20 protein-coding genes are annotated in these 19,038 nt (G+C 50.5%); 5 read left to right on the forward strand and 15 right to left on the reverse strand.

All coding sequences use genetic code 11. The annotated features are described in order from the left end of the window. Positions 1–87: 87 nt before the first annotated feature. The gene (gene zwf, locus QNH46_RS20130; RefSeq protein WP_155612620.1) at positions 88–1,635 is read right to left on the reverse strand and encodes a glucose-6-phosphate dehydrogenase; all 1,548 of its coding nucleotides are present in this window, start codon (positions 1,633–1,635) and stop codon (positions 88–90) included. Positions 1,636–1,818: 183 nt separating this feature from the next. Then, positions 1,819–2,664, reverse strand: coding sequence for a hypothetical protein (locus QNH46_RS20135; RefSeq protein WP_283925762.1), 846 nt, complete (start codon positions 2,662–2,664; stop codon positions 1,819–1,821). A 134-nt stretch (positions 2,665–2,798) separates the two neighbouring features. On the opposite strand from QNH46_RS20135, the gene QNH46_RS20140 reads away from it, so the two are divergent. Genes QNH46_RS20140 through QNH46_RS20150 form a run of 3 tightly spaced genes read left to right on the forward strand, consistent with a single transcriptional unit; the run spans position 2,799 to position 6,541 of the window. Continuing rightward, the gene (locus QNH46_RS20140) at positions 2,799–3,890 is read left to right on the forward strand and encodes a GerAB/ArcD/ProY family transporter (RefSeq protein WP_283925763.1); all 1,092 of its coding nucleotides are present in this window, start codon (positions 2,799–2,801) and stop codon (positions 3,888–3,890) included. Further along, on the forward strand, positions 3,887–5,377 hold the full coding sequence (locus QNH46_RS20145) for a spore germination protein (RefSeq protein WP_283925764.1): 1,491 nt from the start codon (positions 3,887–3,889) through the stop codon (positions 5,375–5,377). Before QNH46_RS20140 ends, QNH46_RS20145 begins: the two co-directional genes overlap by 4 nt. Before the next feature lie 3 nt (positions 5,378–5,380). Beyond that, positions 5,381–6,541, forward strand: coding sequence for a Ger(x)C family spore germination protein (locus QNH46_RS20150; RefSeq protein WP_283925765.1), 1,161 nt, complete (start codon positions 5,381–5,383; stop codon positions 6,539–6,541). An 18-nt stretch (positions 6,542–6,559) separates the two neighbouring features. Here the strand turns inward: QNH46_RS20150 and QNH46_RS20155 are convergent, their stop codons facing one another. From QNH46_RS20155 to QNH46_RS20215, 13 genes are all read right to left on the reverse strand, one after another. Beyond that, positions 6,560–7,204, reverse strand: coding sequence for a response regulator (locus tag QNH46_RS20155; protein WP_373870990.1), 645 nt, complete (start codon positions 7,202–7,204; stop codon positions 6,560–6,562). Then, positions 7,194–8,267, reverse strand: a complete 1,074-nt coding sequence (locus QNH46_RS20160; protein ID WP_283925766.1) for a sensor histidine kinase — start codon at positions 8,265–8,267, stop codon at positions 7,194–7,196. Before QNH46_RS20160 ends, QNH46_RS20155 begins: the two co-directional genes overlap by 11 nt. Positions 8,268–8,288: 21 nt before the next feature. Continuing rightward, complete coding sequence (gene liaF / locus QNH46_RS20165; protein ID WP_283925767.1) at positions 8,289–8,939, reverse strand: cell wall-active antibiotics response protein LiaF; 651 nt, start codon at positions 8,937–8,939, stop codon at positions 8,289–8,291. A 124-nt stretch (positions 8,940–9,063) separates the two neighbouring features. Beyond that, on the reverse strand, positions 9,064–9,771 hold the full coding sequence (locus QNH46_RS20170; RefSeq protein ID WP_283925768.1) for a PspA/IM30 family protein: 708 nt from the start codon (positions 9,769–9,771) through the stop codon (positions 9,064–9,066). 2 nt (positions 9,772–9,773) lie between these two features. Beyond that, positions 9,774–10,262: a PspC domain-containing protein gene (locus QNH46_RS20175; protein WP_283925769.1), complete on the reverse strand. Its 489-nt coding sequence runs from the start codon at positions 10,260–10,262 to the stop codon at positions 9,774–9,776. 5 nt (positions 10,263–10,267) lie between these two features. Then, positions 10,268–10,942: a PspA/IM30 family protein gene (locus QNH46_RS20180; RefSeq protein ID WP_283925770.1), complete on the reverse strand. Its 675-nt coding sequence runs from the start codon at positions 10,940–10,942 to the stop codon at positions 10,268–10,270. 52 nt (positions 10,943–10,994) lie between these two features. Beyond that, positions 10,995–11,294, reverse strand: a complete 300-nt coding sequence (locus QNH46_RS20185; RefSeq protein ID WP_213593104.1) for a hypothetical protein — start codon at positions 11,292–11,294, stop codon at positions 10,995–10,997. Positions 11,295–11,491: 197 nt separating this feature from the next. Continuing rightward, positions 11,492–11,899, reverse strand: coding sequence for a monovalent cation/H(+) antiporter subunit G (mnhG, locus tag QNH46_RS20190; RefSeq protein WP_283928512.1), 408 nt, complete (start codon positions 11,897–11,899; stop codon positions 11,492–11,494). Continuing rightward, positions 11,883–12,176, reverse strand: coding sequence for a Na(+)/H(+) antiporter subunit F1 (locus QNH46_RS20195; RefSeq protein ID WP_283925771.1), 294 nt, complete (start codon positions 12,174–12,176; stop codon positions 11,883–11,885). Before QNH46_RS20195 ends, mnhG begins: the two co-directional genes overlap by 17 nt. Next, the gene (locus tag QNH46_RS20200; protein WP_283925772.1) at positions 12,173–12,649 is read right to left on the reverse strand and encodes a Na+/H+ antiporter subunit E; all 477 of its coding nucleotides are present in this window, start codon (positions 12,647–12,649) and stop codon (positions 12,173–12,175) included. Before QNH46_RS20200 ends, QNH46_RS20195 begins: the two co-directional genes overlap by 4 nt. Positions 12,650–12,654: 5 nt before the next feature. Next, positions 12,655–14,136: a Na+/H+ antiporter subunit D gene (locus QNH46_RS20205; protein ID WP_283925773.1), complete on the reverse strand. Its 1,482-nt coding sequence runs from the start codon at positions 14,134–14,136 to the stop codon at positions 12,655–12,657. Next, positions 14,129–14,467: a Na(+)/H(+) antiporter subunit C gene (locus QNH46_RS20210; protein ID WP_283925774.1), complete on the reverse strand. Its 339-nt coding sequence runs from the start codon at positions 14,465–14,467 to the stop codon at positions 14,129–14,131. Before QNH46_RS20210 ends, QNH46_RS20205 begins: the two co-directional genes overlap by 8 nt. A gap of 2 nt (positions 14,468–14,469) precedes the next feature. Continuing rightward, entirely contained in the window at positions 14,470–17,361 is a 2,892-nt protein-coding gene (locus QNH46_RS20215) for a Na+/H+ antiporter subunit A (RefSeq protein ID WP_283925775.1), read from the reverse strand. Positions 17,362–17,941: 580 nt separating this feature from the next. Here QNH46_RS20215 and QNH46_RS20220 point away from each other — a divergent pair. After that, positions 17,942–18,292: a hypothetical protein gene (locus QNH46_RS20220; RefSeq protein WP_283925776.1), complete on the forward strand. Its 351-nt coding sequence runs from the start codon at positions 17,942–17,944 to the stop codon at positions 18,290–18,292. A gap of 118 nt (positions 18,293–18,410) precedes the next feature. Continuing rightward, on the forward strand, positions 18,411–18,905 hold the full coding sequence (locus QNH46_RS20225; RefSeq protein ID WP_155612604.1) for a cation:proton antiporter regulatory subunit: 495 nt from the start codon (positions 18,411–18,413) through the stop codon (positions 18,903–18,905). Positions 18,906–19,038 lie beyond the last annotated feature (133 nt).

The raw sequence follows: 19,038 nt of genomic DNA on the forward strand, positions 1-19,038 counted from the left end.
TTGTTATTTTCTACAATAACAAGACACCCTGCATTTGTCAATAAACGAAGCCGCCCATCAGCCTAAAGCTGACAGACGGCTTTTATGTTAACCCTTGATCCAGATGACGTTATCTTCTTCCTGTCCGTTAACCGGCCACCAGTGGAAACCATCCTGCGCAAGCAGCTGATCGGCTTCCTCCGGTCCCCAGGATCCTGCCGCATAGGTGCTGATATCGCCGGACTCCTGTGCCCAGGCAGATGCGATGCGGTCTACAAACGCCCACGCGGTAGCTACTTCGTCCCAGCGGGTAAAGTAGGTCGAATCGCCGTTGGCGGCATCATGGATCAGTCGCTCGTAAGCCTCAGGCGAGTTGATGCCGACCTGGCAGCTTTGACAGAACTCCATTGCCAGCGGGCTGATCTGCGATTCCGTTCCCGGTTTCTTCGCATTGATCTTGATATAGATCCCTTCCATCGGGTTGACGCGGATAACGAGCAGGTTCGGCTCAAGCTTGTGCTTCTGGCCCAAGTATACGTTGGTAGGCATTTGCTTGAATTCGACAACGACCTCTGTCGTCTTGACTGGAAGGCGTTTACCCGTGCGAATATAGAATGGAACCCCAGCCCAGCGGAAATTGTCCACATAGACCTTGGCTGCGAAATACGTTTCCGTATTGGAATTCGGATCTACCTTATCCTCCTGACGATAGCCCGGCAGCGTCTTGCCGCCGCTTTCGCCTTCGGCATATTGTCCGCGCACCACGTTCTCCTTCACTTCCTGCGCCGATGCGTAAGGACGAAGCGAACGAAGCACCTTCACCTTCTCATCGCGAATATCCTCAGCAAGCAGTCGGCTTGGCGGCTCCATGGCAATCATCGTAAGCAGCTGAAGCATGTGGTTCTGCCCCATATCCCGCAGCGCCCCAGCATTGTCGTAATACCCGCCACGCTCTTCGACACCGACAGTCTCGCTCAGCGTAATTTGAATATTGGAAATATGCTTGTTGTTCCAAAGCGGCTCAAAGAATGCATTCGCAAAGCGGATCACTTCGATATTCTGTACCATCTCTTTACCGAGATAATGGTCGATCCGGTAGATCTCTTCCTCTTTGAACACTTGGTTCAACTCTTCGTTCAGCTTCTGAGCAGAGATCAAATCGTAGCCGAACGGCTTCTCGATCACAAGGCGATGCCATCCGCTGCTGTCCAGCATGCCGCCCTTCTGCAAGTTGAAGGATACGTTGCCGAACAGTTCCGGAGCAAGCGCCAGATAGAACAGACGATTGCCAGGGATGCCGAAGCGCGCCTCTACTTCCTCAGTCTGCTGCAAAAGCTCCCGGTACCCGTCTATATTGTTAATGTCGAGTGATTTGTACGAAAAATGCTCTGCAAAACGACTCCACTCCGCATCATCCTCGACCGAATAACGGCAAAATTCCTGAATGGAACGATATACATCATCACGGAATTCTTCTCCTGAGCGGGGACGTCGCGCCACGCCGATAACCGCAAAATCTTCACCGAGCTTCCCTTCGCGATACAACGAGTATATTGCGGGAAACAACTTGCGCCGAGCTAAATCTCCGGTTGCTCCAAAAATGAAATATACCGCCCCTGGTGTCTTCACTGAATCTAGATTTTGTATTTCAGTCATGGCTCCTCATTCTTTCTATGTAATATAGTGTATATTTATTCATTCTCCCATCAATGCCTTAACCTTATACAGCATCAAAGCATGTGATGATATTTTAGCATATTCACTACAAGGATGCCATCAAATTCATATCAAATTTAGTTATGTCCATCGAAAATTCATCTAATATTTATCTAAGATCAGTTAATATTCGACAGTCAACAACGGCGCACCGATGGATACGTCATAACGCTCCGACTCTGTATTCCAATGCAGTGCAAGCTGCAGGCTGATCTCTTGTCCGGCACTTCGCGCCTTAATCGGCAAATCCTCCGCAGTATAAGTTCTGCTAACCGTCCGCTCGTCCGCAAAACTCTCCGCCGCCCGCAGCTTCAACTGCTCCTTCATCCGCGACTCAAGCTTGGCAAAGGCAGCCAGGGTTGGCACAGGATTGGCCTCTCCTGCTCCGGCGGAATCATTTTGCCAAAAATCTGGCCAGTCCGGCGCACTAACGACCCCAGCAGCCTCCCCCTGAAGGGCGGCATTCCATTTAGCGCGTACTCCCTCTCTGAGGAGCAATTCTCCCCAGGACTCTCCGGCCTCTGGCAGCCGCTGCAAGCTTTCGTCCGTTCCATTCTCCAGCCGCAGAATGACATAATAGCTCCCTTCTTCCTGCAGCGTTAACGCCAGCTTGCCATGGATAACGTCTTCCGCCACTCCGGAAGCTCCCTCAGCATAAAACACCTGATTTCCATGCACTTTTTCCGTATAACGATCCGCCAGTCCCAAACGATCAGCGAGCCGCTCCCCCGCTGCCTCCAAGGACAACATCGTATGCCATTCCCCTTGCCACTTTACGGTGGCCTGCCTGCTGCCCTGGATTAAACCTTCGCTTGCAGCCAGCAGTTGTCTGAGCTGCATCCGGGATGATGCAGCCTCGGCCGAATAAGCGGCATCCGCCATAGCGGCTGTGCCAGCTGTGTACAACGACTTGATAATGATTGCTCCGACCATAATAGCCATCATGAGAATTCCCCAACGATTTTTCACGCATCATCTCTCCCCAAGCATGCTACGAATCTATCAATAGATTCGCCAGATAGAGAGAATTTTATACATCTGCATATCCTTCCTCTGCCTGGAAAATACTAAGCGCACCTGAACCTGACTGGAGGCTGATGCGAATGAATCCCCCAAAACCTACGGCCCTGCAAGCCATCATGACCATCATGCTCACGGTCGGCATCACGAACCATGTTTTTATTATTCCCGCGCTGCTTCAGGTCGCTAAGAGGGATGCCTGGTTTTCCGTCATTCTATCGATCGTGCCACTTGCCCTGCTTACCCTGCTGATTGCGTATATTTCTGCCCGTACCAAAGGTAAATCCCTGCCAGACTGGCTCGAAAGCCATTATGGAAAAATGCTGTCTGTTCCGTTCAAATTCATTTCTGCTGCCTATTTTCTCGGTACAGCCTGGTTCGCCCTGTTTGACACGATCATGTGGACCAAAGTAACCTTTCTGCCCTACACGCCGATGATTATCACTGCGGCCGTGTTAATGCTAATCTGCTTGATTGCTGCTCGGCTGGGGGTCAACTCCATGGCCTATGCCTCCGGCATCCTGCTGCCGTTCGTTGTTCTTTTGGGATTTTATGTAGCGACGGTTAATGTTCAATACAAAGATTACCACCAATTGCTGCCGCTTCTGGAGCATGGCTGGGCTCCACCCCTAAAGGGTATCATTTACGCATGTACGGGATTGTTCGAAATTTTCTTTCTTCTGTTTCTGCAGCCTTATTTAAAAGCACCTTTGACAAACAAGCATTTTGTGATCGTTGGCTTCATTCTTGTCGGTCTGACACTTGGCCCGCTCACCGGTTCCATCGCGGAATTCAATCCGCACGAAGCGTCCCTGCAGCGTTATCCCGCCTATGAACAGTGGAGGATCGCTGGGTTTGGAAAATACGTCTCCCAGACCGATTTCTTCTCGATCTACCAATGGCTGGCCGGAGTAACTGTCCGTATTGCCGTAGCTTTATTCATCGCGACGGACATATGGAACATCAGCAAGAAGCGCCAGCGCAGTGCACTGCTATTGCTTTACGCCGTTGGCTTGACCCTGCTGTGCCTTATCACCTTTACGGATATCCAATTTCAGCATCTGATGATCCGGTTCATGTTTCCGTTCAATACGGGCCTCATTCTGATCGTTACCCTGCTGCTAGCCCTTGCCGTCTTTATTTCAGCCCATAAGAAAGGAGAATCCGGCACATGATACTTGATCCATCGTCATCACGGGCACTGAGAGAACGCGAGCATATCGACACTTCTTTTTTGCGGGAATATTTCTCGAAATCGGCCGATGTTCTCGTTCACGACCTGGAAGGGGGGGACAAAGAGGCAAACCAGCCTGTCACCATCATATATTGCGAAGCCGTAACGGACACGAAGCAGCTGAATCAGACTGCCCTGCCCGGCCTAACAGCACTATTCGAGGAATACCCCGAACCAACAGTCCAAAATATCGAGCGTAACCGCCATCTTCCTCTAAGCCTACTGCCCAAAAATACTTTGCTGCGGGATCTGACCGTGAAGGTGTACAGCGGAAGCTTAATTATCTATTTTCAGAAGCAGAATGCCTTCTTCAGTCTCGACATTGCCGCCCTGCCGGCCCGCACCCCCGAGGAGCCTACGACAGAACCCTCCATCAAAGGGCCGCAAGACGGGTTCACCGAGGAGCTGACTACGAATACGGGACTATTGCGCAAACGTCTGCGGACGCAATCCCTTTGTGTAGAGCATTTTACTGCCGGGAGGCGCGGCGAGAATAAGATCGGCCTTTTTTATATTGAGGATATTATTAACGAAGACATATTACAGGAAATCCGTAAATATTTAAGCAAAATCGACACCGACGCGATTGTAGGCACATCTTACATTGAGAGCATCGTAGCGAATAAAAAAAATGCCTTTTTCCCCCTATCGGATTACACCGGGCGTCCTGATTTTGCCGTTGATGCCCTGCTGAAGGGGAAATTTGCCGTCATCGTGGACGGCATTCCAATGGCCATTCTGGCCCCCGTGACCATCATCACCCTTTTTACCTCGCCTGAGGACGAGAATACTTCCAGCTACGTTGTAGCCATGCAAAAAATTCTTCGCGTTCTTGGCCTGCTAATTTCCATGCTGCTGCCGGGGTTTTATGTCGCACTCACAAGCTTTAATTTGGAGCAGATACCGCTTCCCCTGCTGGCAACGATCAGCAATTCACGGCATGGCCTTCCCTTTCCCATTCAGATGGAGGCCTTCATCATGCTGTTTTTATTTGAAATCTTCAATGAAGCTGGACGCCGTTTACCCAAAACTGTAGGACAGACAGTGACCGTAGTCGGAGGGCTGATCATCGGCGACTCCGCGATTCGGGCGGGTATCACCTCACCGACGATCATCGTAGCGGTCGCCATCGCAACGGTAGCGACATACACCCTTGTGAACCAATCGCTTACAGGAACCGTATCACAATTTCGCTTGTGTATCCTGTTGGTTTCCTCTATCATGGGCATGTTCGGGTTCTTGGTCAGCGTCATCGGTCTCGTCTTTTATTTGGCTTATCTTGAATCATACGGCGTTCCCTATTTGTCACCTTTTTCTCCTTTCCACAAGAAGGATATCATGCAAGCCCTAATCAATAGGCCGTCTGGCAGCAGCAATCAGCGGGCAGAGACATTTCAGCCTAAGGATAATACTTCGAAAGGAGAATAACCGGTGAAACGAAAGTTTGCCCTCATCGCCGCTTGCAAGGCTGTCCTGTTATCCGGCTGCTGGGACGCCAAAGAACCCCAGAGCATCAATTTCATTACGGCACTAGGCATCGATTATGTTAAAGGAGAATACACGATCTATGCGCAGGTTCTCGCCTTCGGCGACATTTCCAAGCAGGAAAGCTCTGTCAACACGGAAGAGACCGGAGTATGGATTGCTACTGGCAAAGGGGAGACGATCTCGAAGGCTCTTATGAGCATCTACCCGGCTTCGCAGCAGAAAACGTTATGGACTCATGTCAAAGCCATCGTCTTCTCCAAATCGCTGCTTAACAGCAATCTGGGCGAGTGCCTGAACTCGCTCCTGCGTTCCAGCGAGCTGCGTTATACGCCTTGGGTCTACGGAACCGAGCAGGACATTCCTTCTATTTTATCGGGGGTATCGCTATTGAATCAGTCCGCCCTGAACTCCGAATTGATGGATCCGCGGGAGGTATACGAGCAGCTCTCTACTATAGAGCCATTGCGTCTCATGAAGCTGATAAACGGGATTAGGGAGCCTGCTGCGACCGTGTTGCTCCCATCCATTAAGCTGACGGATAAGGTATGGTCATCGAAGGAGAAGCCCATTTCTCTGGTCAGACTGGATGGGGCTTATGTTATTTCCAAAGGTGAGAACAAGGGATATCTGGATGACGGGCTGCTAAACGGGGCGAGGTGGGTGGCCTTCAAGAACATGCACAGATATCCTTTGCTGCTAAAAATAAAGGACGGCGGCCAGGCTCAGATCAATATTCTAAATTCTGAGCCATTGGTGAAAGTGCGTTTGGACGGAGGGCAAGTGAAGTTTACCGTAAAACTCAAAGTAACCGCGGCGGTTTCCGAGGTGGCTGGACAACCGGTGCCGACTTCCCTCCAAATCAAAGAAGCCGCAGCCGCTCAAATCAAACAACAAATCACCGGCAGTTTCCATGCCGCCAAGGCAAAAAATATCGACATTTACGGGTTAGAGGACATGTTGTATCGAAGGTTCAACCGCCAATGGAAAAAGATGACCGCCGGACCCGGTGGCCAGGATCATCTTCTCTCATCGTTTCAGCTTGAGGATGCGGACGTAGATGTGAAGCTGATGCATTCCAGCACCTACAAGCTCAAATATCATTAGCCATGCAACAGTTAGCGCCTATTCCGCCAGCCCGTTTTTGTAAGCATAGATAGCGGCTTGAGTGCGATCTTCTACACCCAGTTTGGCCAAAATATTCGTGACGTGGAACTTTACGGTTTTAATGCCGATCACCAGATCGTCAGCGATATCCTGATTGGATTTCCCTTGGGCGAGCAAGCGCAGCACGTCCATCTCCCGTTCTGTAAGCTCCTCATGGGCCGGCGTCTCGGTCTTCGGCTGTCGGAACCGGTTCATCATTTTGGAAGCGACCTGCGATTCGAGAACAGACTGGCCTCGCGCCGCAGCACGAATAGCGTCGGCTACCTCAGAAGCCCGCGACGTCTTTAGAAGATAGCTGAACGCACCCGCCTCGATGACGGGGTACATTTTCTCATCGTCGAGATAACTCGTCAGGACGATAACCTTGCAATCAGGATAGAGCTTCAGCAGCTGCCGTGTCGTCTCGATTCCGTCCATCCCTTCCATGACGAGATCCATCAGTACTACGTCCGGCTTGTATTCCTGGGCGAGCCTGATGCCTTCCTCTCCGCTGCTTGCCTCGCCGACCACTTCAATGCCTTCTTCCGTGCCGAGCACGGCAGCCAGGCCGATCCTGACCATTTCATGGTCGTCCACCAGCAGTACTTTGATATCATTGTCCATCTCCATGATACTCCTCCTCTCCACTCTCTTCGGTCATTAACGGTACGGTAATTTCGATCCGCGTCCCTTTGCCCGGGGCGGTAATGAATTGAATCGAGCCGCCGATCTCATGTACGCGCTCCTGCATTGTGGATAAGCCATAGGACGCCTGCTTCTTCTCGTCAAGCTCAAAGCCTACCCCGTTGTCGCGGAGAATAACCTTGACCGTCTCCGCCTTTCTATGAATGCGTATCTCCATCTTATCGGCCTTGGCGTGCCGCAGCGTATTCGACATGGCCTCCTGGATAATGCGGAACAAATGATTCTCTATGCCCTTGCTGAGCTTCAAATCCTCATCGATTTCCAGCGTTAAATCCATAGGAACCTTCGTCTTCAGCTCGCGTACCAGCTCCAGCAGCCCTTGAGACAGCGCCTTGCCCTCCAGATAAACCGGACGGAGGTGCAGCAGCAGAGCTCTCATCTCCGACTGGGCCACCGAGGCCATTTCCTCGATCAGCTCCACCTGGCGCTGGGCCTTGTCGAAATCCTTCTCCAAGGTACGGCCTACCGCCGTCGCCGTCATCGATATCGCGAACAGCTGTTGGGAGACCGCATCATGGAGCTCGCGGGCCAGCCGCTGACGCTCCTCGACGATCGCCGATACCCTCGCCTGCTCGGCCAGCTGAGCATTATGCGTAGACAAACGCTGCAAGGAGGTTACCTGCTCCTCCCAGCGTTTCCCGATCCTCTCCAGCTGCTCCCCGAGCCGGCCCAACTCATCCTCACCCAGCTTCGGAACCATTCCTGTCTGATTCCCCTTCTCCCATTGCAGCAGGGAATCACGAAGCAAATCGATCCTTCGTTTGGCGCGGTAGCCCTGAAGGAACCCGTACACCGCCCCGATGACAAGGAGCAGTGTAAATAAGGTCAATCCGGCCTGAATGCCGGTTTTCCAGGATGTTGATGGTAAGAAATACCCGTATGTATACAAAATATAAATGATTCCCGCAAGCAGCACAAAAGACAGGAGGATCCCATCCCGCATACTGCGAGATACCATGTTGGACGGCTTTTTCTTTCTCATGGCAGGTCAATCCTCCTGTAATTAAGTCAAATGTATATCGACATTCCCTACAAGGTAGGAAATTATAATTTTCACCTTTTGATCCCGTTGCTCATAGTTCGGAGACTTCCAGTATACGCGATTCAGCATTCCCGTCTCCTTCTCATCGTCTAAATCAATTTGCCCGAAGAGAGCGAAGGCCTCAACCTCCACGCCGTAATCCTCGGATACGACCAAATCAATGTCGCCGACAATTCCCTGGAACATAAGCACATTATTCTGGTCTTCCACCATGGCAAGCGACAGATCGATGTTCACTTCCCCAAGCACATGCCACATGCTTGTATTCCGCAGCGTCCACGGGTCGCGATCCCAGTGAATGCTCGATGTAACGTTTTGCTTCTGAACATGGTTGCCTGCCGGATGCACTTTCTTCATCTTCGCATAATACAACCCGAGCGAAATCATGACAATGGCGACCACGATCATAAAATGATGCAGCAGAATCATGCCTCCGCCGATCGCCAGTAAAATATAACCGATTTTTACGTCGTCACCAAGACGGATTTTATAAATGCCATAGCCTAATATCAAAATCGCGACGATGGTAAAAAAGCCCAGCCCCTGGCCGAAAATAATAAATATGCCCAGCCCGATCAATCCGATGGCCAATAAGCTTCTATGCCTATCCATGCCGCACCTCCAGATCAGTTCATATGTGAGAATGTAAGTGGAAAAGCCATAACAGTATATAAATCATACCGCATGGCTTTAACCATTACATAGCATATCACAATGTCCTGTAGTCGTGTAGCTGTTATTCCTTGCTTTCTGCCCGATTAGCCGAAGGGTTCAGCTTAGCTTTCAGGGCCTCCAGCTGCTCATCCACCTTGACCTGCTTCTCGGCATCAGCAGGGCTGATGTACGATGAACCGGAGCTGCCGACTCCGCGGTAACCGATTCCGGCTACTTCAGCTTCTGCCTCAAGCTGCATGATTTTCTCTTCCATCCGGTGGAAGCCGAGGGACGCGCTGCCGCTCTCAATTGTATTGAGTGTATTGATTTGCGACATTTGCTTTCTGGCTTTGGCCATTTGTGCACGGCTGACCAGCTCGTTGCGTTTGTTGCGCAGCTTGTAATACTCATCCTTCATGTCATGCAGCTGCTGTTTGAGCTCCTGAGCCTGCGCTTCCGCTTGGACATGCAGATCACTGAACTCCAGTTGCTTCTGATCATACATAATTTTCTCTTCCAGCAGCTTGCGGGCTACTTCCTCCTGCCCGTTCTTGAGCGCTGCCTCAGCTTGGCTCTCTCTTTGTGCGGAAATGCGGATCGCCTCTTCCAGACGATGCTTCATTCTGCGCTCGTTCGCCATTTGCTTCGCCACCGTTACCTCTGCGTCACGGATTTCAGTCTCCATGTCGCGCAGGTACTGATTGAGCATCACTACCGGATCCTCTACTTTATCCAGCATGTCATTGATGGATGCTTTCGTAATATCTTTAATTCTTTTGAATACTCCCATGGTTATTTATCTCCCTTCTCGTTCTCGTATTTGGATAATTTTCTGCGAAGCTCCTCCAGCTCTTTCTCCATCGCTTTCTTCTCAATATCTTCCATCATCGAATCTAAATTCGATGCGCTGCTGCCGAATGCCGATTGCTGCTGGTAACGCGGATCGTTATAGCTGGGTCCGGCGTAACGCGGATCGGCATACTGCGGGTCGCGGTACGGATTGCCCGGATTGCCCGGGTTGCCTGGATTGCCGTACCCGTGGTTATGCTGCCCGCCGCCTTGCCAGCCTCCATTGTAGTATGGATCGCGGGGAATATAAGGCTCTTTCGAAATGACCAGTGTTGCAATCAAATAAATCACGATGGTAGTTCCGCCTGTAATGAATACACTGATAATCGCCAGCAGCCGAAGCGCGGTTACGCTGATGCCAAAATATTCGCCAAGTCCGCCGATCAGACCGCTGAACCAACGATCACGTCTGGAACGGTATAGAGTTCCCATCGATCCTACTCCTCTCCTTTGTTATTCAGCTTCTGCTTCAAACGGGAGAGCTCCTGTTCCAATGTCGATTGCAGAGCCGATCCAGCCTGATTTAGGAAATCCTGGCCTGATCTTCTCAGTTCCCGCAGGCTGCGGGCTTCCCATTCCATATCGGACACCCGGTCTTCCAGGCGGTGGAACATTTTCGGCACGTCTTGTGTACCGTACCCACTCATCCGCTGGTTCATACGCTGCTGCAGACGGAGCGTCTCCATTCTTGCGTAGTAATACTGCCGTTTGCTGTATACCACTTGATATTCTGTTTTCAATTCATTCAGCTGGCTTTCCAATTCCTGCAAAGACTCAAGGCTTTGCGCGTACAGTTCAGAGTATTGCTCGATCTTCTCTTCATAGAGCATTTTTTCCTGCAGAGCCAGCTTCGCCAGACGCTCTTCCTCCGCTTTAAGGGCAAGCAGCGCCTGCTCTTCCCTGCGGTCGCGCATCACCTTGGCCTGGTCCACCTGCTGCTTCAATTGCTTCGTATGCCCTGCATACTGCTGATGCAGCTTCTCTGCCTCGGCGATCTCCTGGCGGGTCTCAATCAGGAATTGATCGATTAACCGCACCGGATCTTGAGACTGCTCCAACCGTTCATTTAAATTAGCTACCGTAATATCCCGTACTCGACGAAATACACTCATGACATCCCATCCCTCCTAACCAAATCGGTTCATCATTATTCGATATATGTGATCAATATCCCCGCCGTCTTCCATTCAGTGAATAAATGCCGAAGACGATCAAGCCGATCCCGATTGCCGGTACGATGAGCCACGCCAACTTGTTCATTAAGGATATGATCCCAAAGAGGAGGACAATCCATCCAAAAAAAGCGTTGCCCCGGCGAATACCATAGTAACCAAGACCGATCAATGCTACTGCGAACAACAATCCGAATAGACTGCCCAGCAGCGGGGTAAGCTTGCCCAGCAGGATTAATCCCCCCAGGACAATAAGTACGATTGCGAACCCGCTTGATCGATTTGCTCTCATTTATTAGTCACCGCCTTTCGTAAGTATCAACCTTATGTCCTTATTGTAGGTGGAAAAGCGTTTATTCAAAACGGACTACGGACGGTTTTTCTTCCTAGACCTAAGTCGAGGTGGCCTTAAGACCCTGAAGACCAGTTGTCCGACTACTGGATAAATAGCAACAGCCTGCCCGGGTAACTTGGGCAGGCTGCACATCTTTAATTCCTATTGTCTTGCTCCAGCTTGCTTCCGTCTTTCTGCTGCACCTGCCGTCCCTGCTCCTCCCGTCTCATGGCCTCGCTCAGGTCGTCCCGAACGCTGCCCTTCCATAAAGGCACTCCGGTCCGGTGAGCAGCCCTGCCGTTCAGATGGCCTGCCACCGGCGAGGTAATGAAGACGAAGACGATGCCGAGCAGCAGCTTGGCGCTGACATGATCCAGATAGAACATGAAGTACAGGAAGGCCCCGCTCAATATGCATAATACGCCGAGCGTCGTGCTTTTTGTGGCCGCATGCGACCGCAAATATACATCGGGAAGCCGTATCAGCCCAAAGGCGCTTAACGCGCTGACTACGGCCCCAAACAGTACGAGCAAGCCGATCAGAAGCTCACCGATCATCATCATCACCTCGCTGCTCAATGACAACGCCACGCTCAATGTACCGGGCAAAAGCGGTCGTTCCGATGAAAGATAGAATACCGATCAGAAGAATGATTTCGAAATATGCTTCCGTCCTCATCAGCATGCAGAGTACGGCTACCATGGCCAGCAGATTGATGCCGATCGTATCCAGCGACGTAATGCGGTCAGCCATGGAAGGCCCCTTCATCAAACGGTACAAGCATCCTAGTATCGCCAACGATATAATAACAAGCGCAGCGAATAATATTCCGTTTATCATCTCGTCACCTCCAGGATTGCTTTTTCGAACGTGCTTCTGATTTCGCTGCAGAGCTTATCAACATCACCTATATCCATCGCATGGATATACAAGGTAGAACCTTCTCTGGATACATCAAGCGTCAGTGTTCCCGGCGTCAGCGTAATCAGGTTGGCTAAAATCGTGACTTCCCAATCACCAGTCAGCTCGGTCTTATAAGCGAAAATACCGGGACGAATATTCAGCTTCGGAGAAAGCACCTGTCCGATGACCACAAAGCTCGATTTAAAGAGCTCTTTAATGAACAGTGCAAGCAGTTTGATCATCGCCCACACCTTCCTCATATAGAAGCCCTGCGGCCAAAAGCGGCCGAACAGGCCTATCAAGGCCAAGCCTATCATATAACCCACAATCAGCCCGGAGGCCGACCAGTTATTGTTCAAGAACATCCAGATCACGGCGATCAGGAAATTTAATAATATTTGAAGCGCCATATCATCTACTCCTTCAACACGGCATCAGTATAAATGGCGGGGTTCACCAGCACACCCCCTGCTTGAGAGGAATACGAGTATACCCGTTCCGAGCCTATGCCAATAACTAGGATAAGGGCGAGCAAGGCAGCAGCCGCGGATACCAGCCCTTTTAACCGGACAGGCTCCTGTACAGCAGCAGGCTGCTCTTCGTCGCCATAAAAAGCTCCGATAAATACACGCATCAGTGAATAAAGTACGATCAGGCTGGATGCAAGCGCAATTCCTGTCCATAAATAATGCCCCGATGCAAACCCGCCCTGAATGATCAGCAGCTTGCCCGTAAATCCGCTGAGCGGAGGCACGCCCACGAGCGCAAACGTTACGCTAAAGAACATCCAGCCCAGTAGCGGATAACGCTTCATCAGTCCGCCCATTTGCCGCAAATCACTGGTGCCCGCAGCTTTGATGAGCATCCCCCCCAGCAGGAACAGCAGCGCTTTGGCGATCATGTCATGAATCAGATAAAAGACGACGCCATCCATAGATGTCTTGGTCGCCGTGGCGATTCCGAAGGAAATAAAGCCGATCCCGATCACAACGTTATAGTTGATGATCCGGTGGATATCGGAATAAGCGACTGCACCGATCCCGCCTAATATCATCGTCAGCATAGCCATCCAACCGATTAGCGAATGGGTAAGCTCCGGCTGATGATAGAATATGAGGCTGAAGGTTCGGGCAATCGCATAAATGCCGACCTTGGTCAGCAATGCGCCGAACAAAGCCTTTACCGCCGTTGGCGGGGCACTGTATGAGCCCGGCAGCCAGAAGAACAGGAACAGGCCCGCTTTAAGTGCAAATACGATGAGAAATAGCACGGCGATGACATTAATTATCCCGCCCTGTCCCGCCTCGGCTATGCGAAGCGATAAATGTGCCATGTTCAGCGTTCCCGCGACACCGTATAAGTAGGCAATCGCAGCTACGAAGAAGGTGGAGGACACGATATTGACCAGAATATATTTCAGCGTCTCCCTCAGCTGCCGTTTCGTGCCGCCAAGCACGATCAAAGCGTAGGATGAGATCAGCATCACCTCAAAGCAGACGAATAGGTTGAACAGATCCCCCGTCAAAAACGAACCGTTCACGCCTACGATCAGAAACTGAAAGAACGGATGAAAATAATGCCGCTCCCTCTCCCTGCCAATGCTGCCGAAGGCATAGAACAAACATGCCGTACTGAGCACCGTTGTCGTTAGGACAAGCAGCGCGGCCAGCATATCCGCGGTGAACACGATCCCGTACGGCGGAGCCCAGCCCCCCATATGCAAAGTCTGGATACCGTTCAGTCTAACCTCTCGGACGATGAGGACCGCCGCGAGAATATTCAGCACTGCCCCTGTGGCATTGATCCATCTTTGCAGCATTACCCGGCTATGGGCAAAAATAAGAGCAACTGCAGTCAGCAGAGGAATTATGAGTGGAAATACAAGCAAATTATTCACCTTCTTCCCCCCTTAACTGCTCCATATCATCCGTCTTCAATTTTTGATACGCCTTATAGGCGAGTACAAAGAAGAAGGATGTGACTCCGAAGCTAATTACTATAGATGTTAATATAAGAGCCGCGGGAACCGGATCCGTATAGGCGGAGGCATGCTCGCCAAGCAGCGGAGGCGCCCCCTTCTTCAAACGGGCCATTGTTAACAACAGCAAATGCACCGCATGCGTCAGCAGGGACGTCCCGAGTATGATGCGCAGCAAGCTCCTGGTAAGGATCAGATACACTCCGACCATGAACAGGATGCCGACGGCTATTGACATCATTAATTCCATGATTACCGATCCCTCCCGATCTCAAGAATAATCGTCATCGTGACCCCCACGACGGTTAAATACACGCCCAGGTCGAAAATGACCGCCGTAGCCAGCTCGACCTCTCCGAGAATCGACAAATGTGCATGTCCAAACGCATGACTGAGGAAGGGTACGCCAAACCAAAGCGAGCCTAGTCCCGTCAAAAAGGCAATGAACAAGCCCGAGGCCATGACTTTCCGGAAGTCAAGCGGGACAATGCTGCGCATAACCTCTTGTCCATAGGCGATAGCAAGCAGCACGAGCGCTGCCGAAGTCATCAGTCCGCCGATGAACCCGCCTCCCGGGTTATTATGGCCGGCAAAAAACAAATACAGGGAGAAGGTCAGGATAATGAACATGGCTACCCTTGAGGTCATCCGCAAAATAACATCATTGCTTCTTATCGCTGGAAGCTTGCCTCCAGTTTGTCGTTTCCCCGAGCTCATGCGCGAAGCGAGCGGTTCATGGCTTTCGTCCAAATTCAAGCGAATCAGCGCAAAGATGCCAAGCGAGGCGATGCCAAGCACCACGATTTCCAGCATGGTATCGAAGCCGCGGAAGTCCACCAGAATGACGTTGACGACATTTTTGCCGCCAGCCAGCGTATAGCTAGCCTCCAGGAAGAATTTCGATATCGATTCAAAGGGATGGCTGCTTCCCTCACTTAAAGCGCTAAGTGCTATCAGGGTAACCATTGCGCCCACACCCAAGGAAACCAGGAAATTCGCAAGCTTGAATTTAAGGACGGACAGCTCCTTCTTAAGCTTCGGCAAATGATAGAAGCAGAGCAGGAATAGTGTGACCGATACCGTCTCCACGATAAGCTGGGTAAGCGCAAGATCCGGTGCCCGAAAAATGACGAAGAACAAGGACACCATATAGCCCACGGCCCCCGTCAAAATAATCGCCAGCAAACGCGAGTTGGCAAAGGGCACCGCGATCGCGGCTATAATGAGGGCAAGCAAAATAGCTGCCTCGTATACCGTGACCGGAGCGTAGCTGCTGCTATCCAGGCTGAAGCCGTCAAATGCAAGCATAATGGCCCCTAGTGCAAGTACGAAAAATGTAAAAATATAAATCAAGTAATGCCGTACGGAGCCGGTCATATATTTATTCGTCAGCCCCTGCGACGACCGCTCCATCGTTCTGAGTCCCGTATCGTAAACACCGTTCAGGGAGAAGCGGGCAAACCAAGGGCTATTCAACGCTTTGAGTTTAGGCTGAACCGCAACTACCAGAACGCCCGCAGCGATAACGCCCAGTGTCATGAATACCTCCGGCGTCCAGCCATGCCAGAATTGAATGGACACGAGGAACTTCTCGCCCGGCGCAAGCAAGTCTGGCAGGATCGCAGCCATTGCCGGCTCGATTAACGAATACGACAGCAGGCCGGGAAACAGTCCGAATACGAGTGCAAGAGCAGCTAAAACAACCGGCGGTACAAGCATGCCGGCCGGAGCCTCATGCGGCTGTTTTGTCAACTGCTCCGGTTTGAATTTCCCTGCAAATGTCCTATACAGCAGCACCATGCTGTAAGCAAATGTAAAGACACTGGCTGTCCAAGCAATCAGGGGAAACAGTGTGCTCCAGGTATCCATGCTCCATATACCCATCTCAAGCGTGTTCAGGATTGCGGTAAAGAACATTTCTTTGCTGAGGAAGCCCCCGAACGGTGGTATGCCGGCCATCGACAATGTCCCGATAGCAGCGACCGAGAACGTTACGGGCATAAGCCGCATTAACCCGCCCAGCTTGCGGATGTCCCTTGTTCCCGTCTCATGATCTACGATCCCCACGACCATGAATAATGCTCCCTTAAATACCGCGTGATTCATCAGATGGAATATGGCAGCCATCGTTGCCTTGGAATAAAACAGGGACTGATGGACGTCCGTGTAGTACCCCGAGGCCGAGCCGAGACCGAGCAAAGCCATGATCAATCCCAGCTGGCTAATGGTGGAGAAGGCCAGCATTGCTTTCAAGTCGGTCTGCTTGATTGCCTTGAAGGAACCAAAGATCAACGTGACTAGCCCTACGCCAGACACAAGCCAGAACCAGGCCGCTTGCCCTGAAAACACCGGCGTAAATCTGGCTACGAGGTATAGCCCGGCCTTAACCATCGTTGCGGAGTGCAAATATGCGCTCACTGGGGTCGGCGCCTCCATGGCATCCGGCAGCCAAATATGGAACGGGAACTGGGCAGATTTCGTGAAGGCCCCGAGCAGCACCAGCAGCAGTGCAGGCAGCATCAGGGAATGGCCGATGATCATATCGGAGCTCTGAATGATTTCTCTCACCGAGAACGTGCCGGTCATAATATAAATCAACACGAAGCCAGCCAACATCGCCAGACCGCCAAACACGGTAATGAGCATGGATTTGAACGCCCCGTATCTTGAGCGTTCCCGGTGATGCCAGAAAGCGATCAGCAAAAAGGAAGAGATGCTCGTCAGCTCCCAGAATCCGTAAAGAACGATCAGATTGTCTGATAAAACGACGCCTAGCATCGCCCCCATGAATAGAAGCAAGTAGACGGAGAAACGGTATACAGCCTCTTTTTCCTGACTCATATAAAAAATAGAATAAAGTACGACCAGCGTTCCGATCCCCGAAATGAGTAAAGCGAACAGCAGAGACAACCCGTCAAGCAGCACGGTAAAATCGATGCCCAGAGAAGATATCCAAGGAACGGTGGCTGCCAAACCGTTACCCGATTGAACGAGCGGAATTTGTCTCAGAAAATAAATAAAGAGAACGGCAGGCCCTAAGAGAACAGCCCAGCCCGGATGCGGATTTCCCGGCAGCTTCTTCAGCAGCGGAACTCCTGCAGCCAGCAGAAATGGTAAAATGATTGCTGCGTGCAATGTAGACAACAGTTTTCCTCCTTCATCGCGGTGTAACCTGTGTCTCATCAGCTTTGCCATATTCACATCGGAACATAAATAGGGTATAGCTGAAAAAACACAAAAAGAGCCCGCGTTTGGCAGGCTCCTCCGATAAATCAATATGTGGTTAAAGTTATAATTACATAAAGCACATCCAAAAGTATATCCTTTTTTTGAGCGGTTGTAAACACGAATCTAACTGTATATATATAGCTCATTAAGGAAATCACTTTCTATAGTGAAGGAGAGTGATTTCCATGCCGGTCCGCCAAATCCTCGTCAGCTCATCCATATTTCTCGTGATTATTTGCAGTGCCGCGTTTCTTGCCCGCCAGCTGTCGCCACTCATGTCCCTTGAGCAATCACGCTTGTACTTCCAGCAATTAAATATCGGATTAAGAAACCCAGCTGCGTTTCAGCCCCGGGAATACATCCGAATCGTACCGTCCTCTCATCCGGAAGGATTTCCTTGAAATTGGGCGAATAATTTATCATCATTCTTTTGAGATACTAAGGATTGTGTGCTATCCTTAAGGTTAGCAGCTATTTTAGAGAGGGGATAAGCATCATGATACATATTCGGCAAACGATGGTATGGTTTACTGCCTCTGTCTTTGCGCTAATCATGATTTTCTTTATTCCTCATCCAGCTCTAAATCCAGGAAATGTCGCAAGTTTCGAACATACGGCCGTTGAAGCTGAACAGCCCCTCCGCAAATCGGAGAACAAGGCAGCCCTTCTGACGCCAGCACATGTCAAGCTTGGCAACGATCTATCCCCGTTTTACCTGTTAGTCATCCCCGCCGCAATCAGTAGTATAATTGCTTTGGCAGGGATCTATTTCCGTCCATTTTTCTATCAATTCATGAAGCGAATCCTTCTGTTACCCATCAAATTTACTAGCATTTATGCTGCTTGATTTACATGTAAATGATAAGTAACTAGAATTATCGCCCATGCTCGTGAAGGAAGATCGGCGGTTGTATTAAACACACCTTATACAAATAACACTTCTTAATATTGGAGGTCGGAAGCTAATGAATCTTAAAGAAACCGAATTGCCGGGCATCGGCAAAAAATTTGAAATCGAAACACGCAGCGGTGAGAAATTGACTATTACTATCCATGATGATGGTCGTCGTGAAGTTTATCACTATGGAGCGGATAACCCGGACGACAGCATCTCTAAAATATCTTTAACCGACGAGGAAGCCCGGTATGTTTCTGCCATTATTGGCGGAGTTACTTACAAACCTACACCATTGGAGAATATCGAAGTCGCGTTAGGCGATCTCATTATTGAATGGTATAAACTTGAACCTCACTACAAGGCGATCGGCAAGACGATCGGCGAGCTGCGCGTACGTCAACGCTCCAGCGCTACGATCATTGCTGTCGTTGAGAGCAATCATTCCAAACATATCAATCCTGGACCGGATTTGCTCCTTACTGCCGGCGCATTGGTTGTCGTAATCGGCGAACGTCTGCATCAGCAGCAGATCCGTCAGATTCTGCTGAACGGAAGTGCTTAAGTTTTCTCTTTAACAGCATCCATTTTAAGTTTATAATAAGAAGCGCCTTGCCTCTTTGACGGCATGAAAAAGCGCCCTAAGTTTCAATTGAACTTAGGGCGCTTCTTACTATTTCTAGCATTATAAATGCTGC

It is taken from the genome of Paenibacillus woosongensis (assembly GCF_030122845.1).
Classification (GTDB): domain Bacteria; phylum Bacillota; class Bacilli; order Paenibacillales; family Paenibacillaceae; genus Fontibacillus; species Fontibacillus woosongensis_A.